We start from the raw sequence: 13,620 nt of genomic DNA, 5'->3' as shown, positions 1-13,620 counted from the left end.
AGCCGGTCCCCGAGCCGGTCGCCGTGCCCGTCGCCGAGCCGGTCGCCGAGCCCGACGCCCCCTCCCCCGCCGGGCTCGACGAGCTCGTCCGCGTGTCGGGCCTGGGCCGCCGCAGCGCCGAGGCGCTCGTCGCCGCCGGCATCACCGACCTCACCGGGCTGGCCGGCAGCAGCACCGCCGCCGTGGCCGACGCGCTCGACGCCGCCGGGGTGGCCCGGTCCGCGACCCTGGCCACGTGGCCCCGCCAGGCCCAGCGCCTGCTGGAGGCCTGAGGTCCGGCACCCGGTCGCCACGTCCCGCGCCTGTAACAACCGCCTGCCAAGGTGGGGGCATGTGCGGCATCTGCGGTGAGATCACCTTCGACGGCACCCGGGCGGACGTGGCCGCCGTGGACCGGATGACGGACGTCATGTCCCCCCGGGGCCCCGACGGGTCCGGCGTCTGGTCGCAGGGGCCGGTCGCGTTCGGCCACCGGCGCCTGAAGATCGTCGACCTGTCCGAGTGCGGCGCCCAGCCCATGGTCGACAACGAGCTCGGCCTCACCGTCGTGTTCAACGGCATGGTCTACAACTACCGCGAGCTGCGCGCCGAGCTCGAGGCGCTGGGCCACCGGTTCTTCTCCACCTCCGACACCGAGGTCGTCATGCGCGGGTACGCGCAGTGGGGCCTGTCCTGGGTCGACCGGCTGCTCGGCATGTTCGCCTGCGTCATCAGCGAGCGGGACACCGGGCGCACCGTGATGGCCCGCGACCGGCTCGGGATCAAGCCGCTGTACGTCTCCACCGGCACGGGCGGCGGGTCGACCGGCGCCCGCCGGGTCCGTTTCGCCTCGACCGTCCCGGCGCTGCTGGCCGGCGGCGACGTCGACACGAGCATCGACCCGGTCGCGCTGCACCACTACCTGTCCTGGCACGCCGTGGTCCCCGCCCCTCTGACCATCCTGCGCGGGGTGCGGAAGCTCCCGCCGGCGACCGTCCGGGTCTACGAGCGGGACGGCACGTCGACCGACACCCGGTACTGGTCCCCGTCGTACGAGCGCGACGAGTCCGACGCCGGGATGTCCTTCGAGGACTGGACCGACGCGACGCTGGAGGCCGTCCGCACCGCCGTCCGCCGCCGGATGGTCGCCGACGTCCCGGTCGGGGTGCTGCTGTCCGGCGGGGTCGACTCCAGCCTGGTGGTCGGCCTGCTCGCCGAGCAGGGGCAGACGGGGCTGGCGACGTTCAGCATCGGCTTCGACGCCGTCGCCGGCCGCGAGGGCGACGAGTTCGTCTACTCCGACGTCGTCGCCGAGCGCTTCGGCACCGACCACCACCGCATCCGGGTCGGCTCCGACGAGCTCGTCGGCTCCCTCGAGCACGCCGTCGCGGCGATGAGCGAGCCGATGGTCAGCCACGACGTCGTCGCCTTCGACCTGCTGAGCCGCGAGGTGTCCAAGCACATCAAGGTCGTGCAGTCCGGCCAGGGCGCCGACGAGGTGTTCGCCGGCTACCACTGGTACCCGCCGCTGGACGGCCTGCGCGTGGAGGACGCGCCCGACGCGTACGCCCGGGCGTTCTTCGACCGCGACCACGCCGAGATGGGCCGCGTCGTCGCCCCCGACGTCTACGCCGCGATGTCCGCCGTGGACCCGGCCGGCCCGTCGTACGCCTTCGTCCGCGACCACCTCACGCAGGGCCGCGCGGCCACCGCGGTCGACGCCGCGCTCCGCCTGGACACCGAGGTCATGCTCGTCGACGACCCGGTCAAGCGGGTGGACAACATGACGATGGCGTGGGGCCTGGAGGCCCGGGTCCCGTTCCTCGACCACGAGCTCGTCGAGCTCGCCGCCCGGTGCCCCGCCGAGCACAAGCTCGCCGACGGCGGCAAGGGCGTCCTCAAGGCCGCCGCCCGCCGGGTCGTCCCCGCCGAGGTCATCGACCGGCCGAAGGGCTACTTCCCGGTGCCGGCGATCACCCACCTCGAGGGGAAGGTCCTCGACGTGGTCCGCGACGCGCTCCACGCCCCCGCCGCCCGGCAGCGCGGGCTGTTCGCCGACGGCTACGTCGACGGCCTGCTCGCGGACCCCAACTCCGGCCTGACCCCGCTGCGGGGCAACAAGCTGTGGCAGCTCGGGCTGCTGGAGTGGTGGCTGCAGTCCCACGAGGTGGGGTGAGCCGGTGACCGCGCACCGGAGCCGTCCGCGGGTGGCGGGCCTGCGGGGCCGCCCGTCCATCACGTCCGAGCCGTGGCGGGCCGTCCCCGAGCACCTGCGCCAGGGCATGTCCGACGACGTGGTCGTCGACATGGGCTGGGGCCGGCTGGTGTTCGGCCAGACCTTCACCGCCCACACCGGCATCCTCGACGTGCTGCGGGCGGAGGGGTCGGGGCAGCGCGACATCTGCATCTACCCGCCCGACCCGCAGGTCCTCGTCGGCCTGGCGCCCAGCGAGCTGTTCGTCGACCCCAGCTACACGCTGCGCCTGCCGCTGCACCGCTACCGCCGCCAGACCACGCCGCCGCGCGGGCTGCTCGTGCGGACCGTGGGCGCGCGCGACGACCTGGTCGAGGCCAACCGGATCTGCGCGAGCGTCGGCATGGTCACCGGCGACGTCGACACGCTGTGGGCCAACCAGCGCACCCGGACGTTCACCTACCTCGTCGCCCAGGACACGACCACCGGTCAGGTCGTCGGCACGGTGACCGGCGTGGACCACGTCCTGGCGTTCGGCGACCCCGAGGGCGGGAGCAGCCTGTGGGCGCTGGCCGTGGACCCGCAGTCCCGCCAGCCCGGCGTCGGGGAGGCGCTCACCCGCACCCTGGCCCAGCGCTACCAGGCGCGGGGGCGGTCGTGGATGGACCTGTCGGTGCTCGCGGGCAACACCTCGGCGATGGCGCTGTACGAGAAGCTCGGCTTCGTCCGCACCGGCACGGTGTGCGTCAAGCGCAAGAACCCCATCAACGAGCCGCTGTTCGCGCCGCGCCCAGCCCGCCTGGACGACCTCAACCCGTACGCCCGGATCATCGCGGAGGAGGCACTGCGCCGCGGGGTGCACGTGGAGGTGACGGACGGCCGCTGGGGCGAGATGCGCCTCACCCACGGCGGCCGGACCGTGCTCACCCGGGAGTCGTTGTCGGAGCTCACCAGCGCCGTGGCGATGAGCCGCTGCGACGACAAGCGCGTCACCCGCCGCCTGCTCGCCGGTGCGGGAGTGCCCGTGGCGCGCGGCCACGAGGTGGTCGACGGGGTCGTGGGCGAGGCCGAGGAGGCGTTCATGGCGTCCGTCGGCGAGGTGGTCGTCAAGCCCGCCCGGGGCGAGCAGGGCCGCGGCATCACGGTCGGGGTGAGCGAGCCCGGCGCGCTGCGCACGGCGGTCGCCGCGGCGTACCACCACTGCCCGGACGTGCTGCTGGAGGAGCGGGTGGCCGGCGACGACGTCCGCGTCCTCGTCATCGACGAGCAGGTGGTGGCCGCCGCGGTCCGGCGGCCCGCGACGGTGGTCGGCAACGGCCGCGACGACATCGCCGCCCTGGTGCGGGCCCAGTCCCGGCGGCGCGAGCGCGCCACCCGCGGCGAGTCGACCATCCCGCTGGACGGGGTGACGGAGTCCGTCGTCCGCGGTGCCGGGCACGAGCTCACCGACGTGCTGCCCCGCGGCACCGCGCTGCAGGTCCGGCTCACGGCCAACCTGCACACCGGCGGCACCATCGAGGACTGCACCGAGCAGCTGTCCCTGCCGCTGCGGGAGGCCGCCGTGCGGGCGGCCCGGACGATCGGCATCCCCGTGACGGGCATCGACTTCATGGTCCCCGACGTCGGCGGCGACGAGTTCGTCTTCGTCGAGGCCAACGAGCGCCCGGGCCTGGCCAACCACGAGCCGCGGCCGACCGCGGCCCGGTTCGTCGACCTGCTGTTCCCCGGGACCGCCCGCTGACGGAGGGGGCAGGGGCGCCCGGGGGGTCTGCCACGATGCCGGGGTGACCGCTCCGACCGGCGCCCCCGCCGCCCCCGTCCGTCTGCCCATCGACGCCGACTTCCTCCGCGACACCCTGCTGGAGCTGCTCGTCATCCCCAGCCCGTCCGGGCGCACCGACGCCGTCATGCAGCACGTCGGCGAGCTGCTGTCGGCCACGGGCGTCGACCTCGACCTCACCCGCCGCGGCGTGCTCCGCGCGACCGTCCCGGGCGTGCGCGGCGACGTCAACCGCGCCGTCGTCGTCCACGCCGACACGATCGGGACGATGGTCAAGCGGCTCAAGGAGAACGGCCGGCTCGAGGTCGTCCAGGTGGGCACCCACTCCGCGCGCTTCGCCGAGGGCGCCCACGTCACGGTCCTCACCGACGACCCCGAGCGCACGTACACCGGCACGGTGCTGCCGCTGAAGTCGTCCGGGCACACCTTCGGCGACGAGGTCGACACCCAGGGCGTCGGGTGGCACCTCGTCGAGGTGCGGGTCGACGCGCCCGTCTCCGACGTCGCCGGGCTGCTCGCCCTCGGCATCCAGGTCGGGGACTTCGTCGCCATCGACGCCGCCCCGCAGATCACCCCGCTCGGCTACGTGAAGTCCCGGCACCTCGACGACAAGGCCGGCCTCGCCGCGTGCCTGGCGGCGTTCAAGGCGCTCGTGGAGTCCGGCATCACGCCGCCGGTCACCGCGCGGCTGCTCGTCACCATCGGCGAGGAGGTCGGTCACGGCGCCACCCACGGCTTCGACGACGGCACCGCCGAGATCGTCGCGGTCGACAACGGCGTCGTCGCCCCCGGGCAGCAGTCGCTGGAGGAGGCGGTCAACGTCGGGATGATGGACTCGACCGGCCCGCACGACTTCCACCTCACCCGCCGGCTGCTCGCGCTGGCCGCCGAGCACGACGTGCCCGCCGTGCGCGACGTGTACCGGGTCTACCGCTCCGACGCCGCGCCCGCCGTCGAGTCCGGCGTCGAGGCCCGCACCGCGCTGCTCGGCTTCGGCGTGGACTCCTCCCACGGGCACGAGCGCACCCACCTGGACGGCCTGCTCCACCTGGCCGAGCTGCTCGCGCTGTACCTGCAGACCGACCTGACGTTCCGCGACTGGGACGCCCACCGCAGCGGCCCGCTCGTGGAGTTCCCGTCCACGACCGTGCAGCCCACCCCCGTCGAGCCGACCGACGTCGACCGGCGGGCCGAGGGCGACCGGCGCGCGGGGCAGGCCTGACGGACGGCGCACCCGGCAGCCCTGGCGGGCTGCCGGGTCAGGACGCCTGGCGGGGGCCGGCCTCGCGGGCGTGCAGCTCGACGAGGGTGGCCAGGCGGACGGCGTCCTGGGCGGCCCGGTCGCCGTCGGCGGACTGGATGCCCATCGTCTGCAGGGACGTCCCGTCGGACAGGTTGAGCCGCCCCCACGTGGAGTCCCGGCCGAACCGGACGTCGACGACCTGCGCCCACTCCAGCCGCCGGGTGCTGGCGACGTTGCGGACGACGACACCGGTCTCGGACGGCACGACCTCCACGCTGGCGAGCCGGTGCAGCAGCCACACCCCGCCGACCCCGAGCAGCGAGAAGCCGACGCGGTCCAGCGGCCCCATGCCGGGGACCTCGGCGGGCACGCCCGTGGCGATGGCCAGCATGAGCAGCGCCCAGGCGACCGCCACCACGTAGGCGACGGTCCGCCCGGCACGGGGACGGATCGGGCGGTGCAGCGAGGCCCGGTCGACGCTCACCGCGCGGTGCTCACAGCCGGCACGCGTGGATCTCGGTGACGAGGATGGCGCGGGCGCCGACCTCCCACAGCTCGTCCATGACGGCGTTGGTGTCCGCGCGCGGCACCATCGCGCGGACCGCGGACCAGCCGGAGTCGTGCAGCGGCGACACCGTCGGCGACTCCAGCCCCGGCGTGACGGCGGCGGCGGCCTCGACGTGCTCGTTGCGGACGTCGTAGTCGATGAGGACGTAGCGGCGGGCGGTCATCACCCCGGTGAGCCGGCGCGCGAGCACGTCGACGCCAGGGTGCGGGTCGCGGTCGGCGGGCACGACGAGGACGGCCTCGGACTCCAGCAGCGGCTCGCCGAAGACCTGCAGCCCGGCCTGCCGCAGCGTGGTGCCGGTCTCCACGACGTCGGCGATGACGTCGGCGATGCCGAGCTGCACCGCGGACTCCACCGCCCCGTCCAGCCCGACCACCGTGGCGTCGACGCCGCGCTCGTCCAGCCAGGCGCGGACCAGGCCCGGGTAGGCCGCGGCGACCCGGGTGCCGCCGAGGGCGTCGGTGCTGGCCACGCCGCCGTCGACCGGGGCGGCGAAGCGGAACGTCGAGCGGGCGAAGCCGAGCGGCAGCAGCTCCCGGGCCGGCGCGCCGGAGTCGATGAGCAGGTCGCGGCCGGTGATGCCCACGTCGAGCGTGCCGGAGCCGACGTACACGGCGATGTCGCGGGGGCGCAGGAAGAACAGCTCGACGTCGTTGTCGGCGTCCACCAGGCGCAGCTGCTTGGGGTCTCGCCGGCGCCGGTAGCCGGACTCGGCGAGGATCTCGTGGGCCGCCTCGGACAGCGCGCCCTTGTTGGGCACGGCGACGCGCAGCATCGGACGGTCGGGCATCAGAGGTACCTCTCCACGTCTGCCAGCGTGAGGCCCTTGGCGAGCATGAGCACCTGCAGGTGGTACAGCAGCTGGCTGATCTCCTCGGCGGTGCGGGCGTCGCCCTCGTGCTCCGCGGCCATCCACACCTCGGCCGCCTCCTCGACGACCTTCTTGCCGATCGCGTGCACGCCGGCGTCGAGCGAGGCGACGGTGCGGGAGCCCTCGGGACGGGTCCGGGCCGTCTCGGTCAGCTCGGCGAACAGCGCGTCGAAGGTCTTCACGTGGGGTGAGCCTAGGCGAGCGGCCGGGCCTAGCCTGAACAGGTGCCCACGCCCCCGATGCCCGACGACGTCGCCGCCCTGCTCGCCCGGCCGTCATGGCCACGCTGGCCGCCGACGGCCGGCCCGTGACCGTGGCGACCTGGTACCTCATCGAGGAGGACGGCACGATGCTGCTCGGCCTCGACGCCACCCGCGCCCGCCTCACGCACCTGCAGCGGGACCCCCGCGTCTCGCTCACCGCGACCGCCGCCGACGACTGGTACACCCACGTCAGCGTCCAGGGCACCGTCGTGTCCGTCGAGCCCGACGAGGGGCTCAAGGACATCGACCGGCTCTCGCGGCACTACGGCGGCGGCGAGTACCCGAACCGCACGAGCCCGCGCGTGAGCGTCCACGTCCGGATCGAGCGCTGGCACGGCTGGGGCGCGGCCAAGCAGGACTGAGCGCCCTCGGCCGCTGCCTCAGCCCACCGGGTGCAGCGGGGCGTAGGTCGTGCTCCGCTCGCGCACCGGGCGGCCGATGCCGTCGGCGATGAGCCGGAGCTCCTCGACCGTCTTGGCGGAGCCGTGCGCGGAGCCGGCCATCCGGCTGATGGTCTCTTCCATGAGGGTGCCGCCCAGGTCGTCGGCGCCGCCGGTGAGCATCGCGCGGGTGCCGTCGACGCCGAGCTTCACCCACGACGTCTGCACGTGGTCGACCCGGCCGTGCAGCAGGAGCCGGGCGACCGCGTGGACGGCCCGGTTGTCGCGCAGCGTCGGCCCCGGCCGGGCCAGCCCGGCCAGGTAGATCGGGCTGGAGGTGTGGACGAACGGCAGCGGCACGAACTCCGTGAGGCCGCCGGTGCGGTCCTGCAGCGCCGCCAGGGTGCGCAGGTGGGCCACCCAGTGCCGCGGGTGGTCGACGTGGCCGTACATCATCGTCGAGCTGCTGGGGATGCCGAGGCGGTGCGCGGTCTCCACGACCTCGATCCACGCGCTGGTCGGCAGCTTGCCCTTGGTGAGCACCCAGCGGACGTCGTCGTCGAGGATCTCGGCCGCCGTGCCCGGGATGGACCCCAGGCCGGCGTCGCGGACCTCCGACAGCCAGTCGGCGATGCTCACCCCGGCCCGTGCGGCCGCGCTGACGACCTCCATCGGGCTGAACGCGTGCACGTGCATGCCCGGGGCCGCGTCGAGCACGGCGCGGACGATGCCGGCGTAGGCGCCGGGCCCCAGGTCGGGGCTGATGCCGGACTGGATGCACACCTCGGTGGCGCCGAGGGCCTGGGCCTCCGCCGCCCGGCGGCCCACCTCCTCCAGGCTCAGGGTGTACGCGTCCGCGTCGGAGGCCCGCTGGGCGAAGGCGCAGAACCGGCAGCCGACGTAGCAGACGTTGGTGACGTTGATGTTCCGGTTGACGACGTAGGTGACGTCGTCGCCGACGACGTCGCGGCGCACCGCGTCGGCCAGCGAGGTCACCGCGTCCAGGGCGGCACCGTCGCTGGTCATCAGGGCGAGGTACTGGGCGTCGGTGAGGCCGGCGGGGTCGGTCTCGGCCCGACGGAGGCCGACGGCGAGGTCGTCGCCGCCGAGGACCGCAGGGGCCTCGGGGTGGCGCCGCTCCCCCACCGTCTCCCAGTCGCCGTAGACGTCGTCGAAGTCGCCGCGCCGGTCGGCGGTCCTGCCGGTGGTGTCGACGGTGGCGTGCAGGTCGGCGCGCCCGGTGGTGACCAGCCCGCCGTCCGGCTCCTGCCACGCCAGGGGCTGCGGCACCGCCCCCGCCACGGCGAGCCCGGTGGCGGGGTCCATGAGCGCCGCGACGTGCGCCCGCAGCCGGACGTCGAGCCAGCCGGGTGCCTCGCCGAACGCCGCGCGGGCGTAGCCGGGGTGGATGGTCAGGCGCTCGGCCAGCTCGAAGCCGGCCGCCCGGGTGGTGGCCTCGAGGTCGTCCAGGTGGGGCCACGGCCGCTCGGGGTTGACGTGGTCCGGGGTGACCGGGGAGACGCCGCCCCAGTCGTCCACCCCCGCGCCCAGCAGCGCGACGAGGCCCTCGGGGTCGCTGAGGTTGGGCGGCGCCTGCAGCGACACGGTCGGGCCGAGCAGCAGGCGGGCGACGGTGAGGGTGGCCAATAACGACTCGTGGTCCAGGTCGTCGGCGGCCCGCATGGCGGTGTCCGGCTTGGCCCGGAAGTTCTGGACGATGACCTCCTGGACGGCGCCGAACTCGCGCGCCACCCGCCGGATCGCCAGCAGCGAGTCGACCCGCTCGGCGGCGGTCTCGCCGATCCCGACGAGGATGCCGGTGGTGAACGGCACGGCCAGGCGGCCGGCGTCCTCGAGCACGCGGAGCCGGACGGCGGGGTCCTTGTCGGGGCTGCCGTAGTGCGGGCCCGACGGCTCGGACCACAGCCGCGCGGCCGTGGTCTCCAGCATCATCCCCATGGACGGGGCGACCGGCTTGAGCCGCTGGATCTCCTGCCAGCTCATGACGCCGGGGTTGAGGTGCGGCAGCAGGCCGGTCTCCTCGAGCACCGCCACGGCGCAGGCGCGGACGTAGGACAGCGTGTCGTCGTAGCCGCGCTCGTCCAGCCACTGCCGGGCCTGCGGCCAGCGGTCCTCGGGCCGGTCCCCCAGCGTGAACAGCGCCTCCTTGCAGCCGGCCGCGGCACCGTCGCGGGCGATCTGCAGCACCTCCTCCATCTCGAGGAAGGCCGAGGGCACCCGGTGGGGCACGGTGACGAAGGTGCAGTAGTGGCAGCGGTCGCGGCAGAGCCGGGTGAGCGGGACGAACACCTTGCGCGAGTACGTGACGACGCCGGGGCGCCCCTCGCGGGCCATGGCGGCGTCGCGGACCCGACCGGCGGGCTCGGCCAGGGCGGCGAGCTGCTCGCCGCGCGCGGACAGCAGAACCTCGGCCTCGCCGGCGTCGAGCGCCTTGCCGGCCCGGGCGCGTGCGACGGCCCGGTCGACCTGCCGCGGGGTGGGGGGGACGGGCGGGACGGGCGGGACCGGGATCACCGCGTCAGGCTACGCGCGCCGGGGCGGGGTCCCCGGGACCGGTCCGCCCCGGTGGTGGCGATGCTCAGGAGGAGGAGACCGACGGCTCGCCGGTGACCTCGTCGCCGGTGGGCAGCGAGGTGTCGCCGGTGATGTCGCCGGCCGTGGGCAGCTCCTCGGCGGGTCCGCCGTCGGAGCCGCAGCCGGTGAGCAGGAGCGCGGACAGGGCGACGGCGGTGCCGGCGAGGGCGGCGCCGGAGGTGGTCGGGCGGGTCACGGGTCCTCCTGGGTGCGGGTGGGGCCGACCCTGGTGGCCGGCCCGCACCGTCCAGCGTGGCCGCGCACGGCGCTCCCGCAACCGCTCGCACGACCGTCGGCTGACGGCCCGCCGGCGGCTCTAGGCGGAGGCGAACCCCACGCTCGCCCGGCCCCGGCGCAGCGCCGCCCGCAGGCCCAGCACCGTGCTCACGGCGGCCTCCGCGGCCTCGGCGCCCTTGTCCTCGCTGGAGCCCTCGAGCCCGGCGCGGTCGAGCGCCTGCTCGACGGTGTCGCAGGTCAGCAGCCCGAAGCCGACGGGCGTGCCGGTGCGGACCGTGACGTCGGTGAGGCCCTGGGTGGCGGCCTGGCAGACGTACTCGAAGTGGGGCGTGCCGCCGCGGACGACGACGCCGAGCGCGACGACCGCGTCGTGCTCGGGCGCGAGCACGGCGGCAGCCACCGGCAGCTCGAACGAGCCGGCGATGCGCACCTCGGTGACGTCGGTGACGCCGGCCTCGGCCAGCGCCCGCCGGGTGCCGGCCAGCAGCCCGTCCATCACCCGGGTGTGCCAGCTCGCCGCGACGACCGCGACCCGCAGGCCCGCCCCCGACCCGGGCTCCACGATGACTGCCGGTGCTCCGTCGCCGCTCATGCGGTCCTCCAAGGTCCGTCCTCGCGGGAGCGCCGGCCGGCGCTCCCGTCCTCTGCTGCTGCCTGGCCCGCGTGCACGGGCTCCGGCAGGCCGTCGTGGTCCTGGTCGTGGTCCCGGTCGTGGTCCCGGTCGATGTCCTGGTCGTGGTCCTGGTCCCCCGTGAGCCCGGTGAGGCCCGGGAGCCCCGGCAGCACGTGGCCCATCCTGTCGCGCTTGACGGCCAGGTAGCCGATGTTGTCCGGCCCGGTGCCGACCACGAGCGGGGCGCGCTCGACGACGTCGATGCCGCCGAGCCCGAGGCCGTCCACCTTCTCGGTGTTGTTGGTGAGCAGCCGCACCCGGTGCACCCCGAGGTGGTCGAGCACCGCGGCGGCGCCGCCGTACTCGCGGGCGTCGGCGGGCAGTCCCTGGGCGGTGTTGGCGTCCACGGTGTCCAGCCCGGCGTCCTGCAGGGCGTAGGCGGCGACCTTGGCGGCCAGGCCGATCCCCCGGCCCTCGTGGCCGCGCAGGTAGACCACCACCCCGCCCTCGACGGCGACCCGGGACAGGGCCGCGTCCAGCTGGGGGCCGCAGTCGCAGCGCAGCGAGCCCAGGGCGTCCCCGGTCAGGCACTCCGAGTGCACCCGGACCAGGACCGGGCGGCCGGTCGCCGCACCCGGTCCCGCGGGCCCGTCGGCGGTGAGCGCGACGTGCTCGGCGCCGGTGAGGGTGTCGACGTAGGCGTGGACCCGGAAGTGGCCGAGCGAGCTCGGCAGGTCCGCGGAGGCGACGTGGCGCACCCGGGGCCGGACGGCCGGCGCGAGCACGGCCGCGGGCGCACCCGACGGTGTCCCGTCGGCCTCGCGCGCGCGGCGCCACGCCACCAGGTCGGCGATGCTGATGACGAGCAGCCCCTCGCGCCGGGCGAGGTCGAGCAGGGCGGGCAGGCGCAGCAGCTCGCCCCGGTCGTCGACCAGCTCGCAGATCATCCCCACCGGGGGCAGGCCCGCGGCACGGCACAGGTCGACCGCCGCCTCGGTGTGGCCGTTGCGCTCGAGCACGCCGCCGGGCCGGGCCCGCAGCGGGAGGACGTGGCCGGGCCGCACCAGGTCGCCGGGCACGGTGGCCGGGTCCGCGAGCAGCTGCAGGGTGCGGGACCGGTCGGCCGCGGAGATACCGGTCGTCACGCCGGTGCGGGCGTCGACGCTCACGCTGTACGCCGTGCGCAGCGGGTCCTCGGTGGCCTCGACCATGGCGGGCAGGCCGAGCCGGTCGGCGAGCTCCGTCGGCATGGGCGCGCAGATGTAGCCCGAGGAGTGACGCACCGTCCAGCCGACCCAGTGCGGGGTCGCGGCGGCCGCGGCCATGATGACGTCGCCCTCGTTCTCGCGGTCGGCGTCGTCGACCACGACCACCGGCCGACCGAGCCGGACCTGCTCCACGGCCGCGTCGACGGTCGCCAGGCCGGACACGTCGACCTCGCCGGCCCGGGTCACCGGGGCACCACCCCGTGGGCGAGCTGGGCCTCGACGTACTTGGCCAGGACGTCGACCTCGAGGTTGACGGTGTCCCCCACCGCCCGGTGCCCCAGCGTGGTCGCGGCCAGCGTCGTCGGGATGAGGGACACCTCGAAGGCCTCGTCGTCGACCGCGGAGACCGTGAGCGAGGTCCCGTCCACGGTGATGGAGCCCTTCTCGACGACGTAGCGGCGCAGCGCCGCGGGCAGCGACACCCGGACGACCTCCCACCGCTCCCCCGGGGTGCGGGCAAGCACCTCGCCGACGCCGTCGACGTGGCCCTGGACGACGTGGCCGCCGAACCGGCCGTCGGCGCGCATCGCCCGCTCGAGGTTGACCTGCTCGCCGGGGGCGAGCGAGGCCAGCGAGCTGCGGCGCAGCGTCTCCGCCATGACGTCGACGGCGAAGACGTCCTCGGTGAGGTCGGTGACGGTGAGGCAGACGCCGTTGACGGCGACGGACGCGCCGAGCTCGACGTCGGTGGTGACCAGCGGCCCCCGGACGTGGAGCCGGGCGGAGTCCGTGCCGTGCTCGAGCGCGACGACCTCGCCGAGCTCCTCGACGATCCCTGTGAACATCAGACGGGCTCCTTCTCGGGCGTGCTGGTGAGCACGACGTCCCCGCCCAGGCGGGTGACGTCGGTGAGGCGGAACCGGAGGGTGCCCGCCACGGAGGTGATGCCGAGGTCGCCCACGGCAGGGGCGCCCGCGCCGAGGACGGCGGGGGCGAGGTAGGTGACGAGCTCGTCGACGGCCCCGGCGTGCAGGAACGCCGCGGCGACGGTGGGGCCGCCCTCGACCCAGACGTGGCGGACCTCGCGCCGGGCGAGGTCGGCCAGCGCGGCCGTGACGTCGCGGGTGCGCAGCTGCAGCGTGGGGGCGGCGTCGTCGCGCAGCCGCGCGTCCGCCGGCAGGTCGCGCTCCCCCAGCACCACCCGCAGCGGCTGGTCCGCCGCGAGGTGCACCGTGCCGTCGGCGCCGGTGCTGCGGGTGGTGAGCCACGGGTCGTCGACGAGCGCGGTGCCGGTGCCGACGAGGACGGCGTCGGCGGTGGCGCGCCGGGCGTGGACGTCGGCGCGGGCGCCCGTGCCGGTCAGCCAGCGGCTGCTGCCGTCGGCGGCCGCGACCCGGCCGTCCAGGGTGGAGGCCCACTTGAGGGTGACGAACGGCCGGCCGTGCCGGACGGCGTGCTCCCAGGTGCGGTTGAGGCTGCTCGAGCGGCCGGCGAGGACGCCGGTGACGACGTCGACGCCCGCCGCGCGCAGCACGTCGGTGCCGCCGGCGGCGACCGGGTTGGGGTCGGCGGCGCCGACGACGACGCGGGCCACACCGGCCGCGAGCAGGGCGGCGGTGCAGGGCGGGGTGCGCCCGGTGTGCGAGCAGGGCTCGAGGGTGACGACGGCGGTGGCGCCGCGCAGCTCCT

The 13,620-nt window shown here is 75.6% G+C and carries 14 protein-coding genes; 5 read left to right on the top strand and 9 right to left on the bottom strand.

Going from position 1 to position 13,620, the window contains the following annotated elements; genetic code table 11:
• From WCS02_RS11010 to WCS02_RS10995, 4 genes are all read left to right on the top strand, one after another.
• A partial coding sequence (locus WCS02_RS11010) for a hypothetical protein (protein WP_340293005.1) occupies positions 1 to 272 on the top strand: 272 nt, incomplete at its 5' end.
• A 59-nt stretch (positions 273 to 331) separates the two neighbouring features.
• Positions 332 to 2,155, top strand: a complete 1,824-nt coding sequence (locus WCS02_RS11005; RefSeq protein ID WP_340293003.1) for an N-acetylglutaminylglutamine amidotransferase — start codon at positions 332 to 334, stop codon at positions 2,153 to 2,155.
• Between the two features lie 4 nt (positions 2,156 to 2,159).
• Positions 2,160 to 3,914, top strand: a complete 1,755-nt coding sequence (gene ngg / locus WCS02_RS11000; RefSeq protein WP_340293001.1) for an N-acetylglutaminylglutamine synthetase — start codon at positions 2,160 to 2,162, stop codon at positions 3,912 to 3,914.
• A 43-nt stretch (positions 3,915 to 3,957) separates the two neighbouring features.
• Positions 3,958 to 5,175, top strand: coding sequence for an osmoprotectant NAGGN system M42 family peptidase (locus tag WCS02_RS10995; RefSeq protein ID WP_340292999.1), 1,218 nt, complete (start codon positions 3,958 to 3,960; stop codon positions 5,173 to 5,175).
• Positions 5,176 to 5,212: 37 nt separating this feature from the next.
• Here WCS02_RS10995 and WCS02_RS10990 read toward each other — a convergent pair whose 3' ends face one another.
• From WCS02_RS10990 to WCS02_RS10980, 3 genes are read right to left on the bottom strand one after another with little or no spacing between them, the layout of a single operon-like run.
• Complete coding sequence (locus WCS02_RS10990) at positions 5,213 to 5,680, bottom strand: PH domain-containing protein (RefSeq protein ID WP_340292997.1); 468 nt, start codon at positions 5,678 to 5,680, stop codon at positions 5,213 to 5,215.
• 10 nt (positions 5,681 to 5,690) lie between these two features.
• Positions 5,691 to 6,539, bottom strand: a complete 849-nt coding sequence (gene hisG / locus WCS02_RS10985) for an ATP phosphoribosyltransferase (RefSeq protein ID WP_340293007.1) — start codon at positions 6,537 to 6,539, stop codon at positions 5,691 to 5,693.
• Positions 6,540 to 6,553: 14 nt separating this feature from the next.
• Entirely contained in the window at positions 6,554 to 6,817 is a 264-nt protein-coding gene (locus WCS02_RS10980; RefSeq protein ID WP_340292995.1) for a phosphoribosyl-ATP diphosphatase, read from the bottom strand.
• A gap of 95 nt (positions 6,818 to 6,912) precedes the next feature.
• Between WCS02_RS10980 and WCS02_RS10975 the strand changes: the two genes are divergently transcribed.
• Entirely contained in the window at positions 6,913 to 7,260 is a 348-nt protein-coding gene (locus WCS02_RS10975; RefSeq protein WP_340292993.1) for a TIGR03618 family F420-dependent PPOX class oxidoreductase, read from the top strand.
• An 18-nt stretch (positions 7,261 to 7,278) separates the two neighbouring features.
• On the opposite strand, the gene WCS02_RS10970 is transcribed toward WCS02_RS10975, so the two are convergent.
• From WCS02_RS10970 to ribD, 6 genes are all read right to left on the bottom strand, one after another.
• On the bottom strand, positions 7,279 to 9,813 hold the full coding sequence (locus tag WCS02_RS10970; RefSeq protein WP_340292992.1) for a bifunctional FO biosynthesis protein CofGH: 2,535 nt from the start codon (positions 9,811 to 9,813) through the stop codon (positions 7,279 to 7,281).
• Positions 9,814 to 9,877: 64 nt separating this feature from the next.
• Positions 9,878 to 10,069, bottom strand: coding sequence for a hypothetical protein (locus WCS02_RS10965; RefSeq protein WP_340292991.1), 192 nt, complete (start codon positions 10,067 to 10,069; stop codon positions 9,878 to 9,880).
• A 120-nt stretch (positions 10,070 to 10,189) separates the two neighbouring features.
• Positions 10,190 to 10,702: a 6,7-dimethyl-8-ribityllumazine synthase gene (gene ribH / locus WCS02_RS10960; protein WP_340292989.1), complete on the bottom strand. Its 513-nt coding sequence runs from the start codon at positions 10,700 to 10,702 to the stop codon at positions 10,190 to 10,192.
• The gene (ribB, locus tag WCS02_RS10955; protein ID WP_340292987.1) at positions 10,699 to 12,177 is read right to left on the bottom strand and encodes a 3,4-dihydroxy-2-butanone-4-phosphate synthase; all 1,479 of its coding nucleotides are present in this window, start codon (positions 12,175 to 12,177) and stop codon (positions 10,699 to 10,701) included. Before ribB ends, ribH begins: the two co-directional genes overlap by 4 nt.
• Positions 12,174 to 12,776 (bottom strand): riboflavin synthase, encoded by a 603-nt coding sequence (locus tag WCS02_RS10950; RefSeq protein ID WP_340292986.1) that lies wholly within the window; start codon positions 12,774 to 12,776, stop codon positions 12,174 to 12,176. Before WCS02_RS10950 ends, ribB begins: the two co-directional genes overlap by 4 nt.
• A partial coding sequence (gene ribD / locus WCS02_RS10945) for a bifunctional diaminohydroxyphosphoribosylaminopyrimidine deaminase/5-amino-6-(5-phosphoribosylamino)uracil reductase RibD (RefSeq protein ID WP_340292985.1) occupies positions 12,776 to 13,620 on the bottom strand: 845 nt, incomplete at its 5' end. The genes WCS02_RS10950 and ribD, both read right to left, overlap by 1 nt.

Source organism: Aquipuribacter hungaricus, assembly GCF_037860755.1.
Lineage (GTDB): Bacteria > Actinomycetota > Actinomycetes > Actinomycetales > JBBAYJ01 > Aquipuribacter > Aquipuribacter hungaricus.
This window is presented reverse-complemented; position numbering and strand designations above follow the sequence as displayed.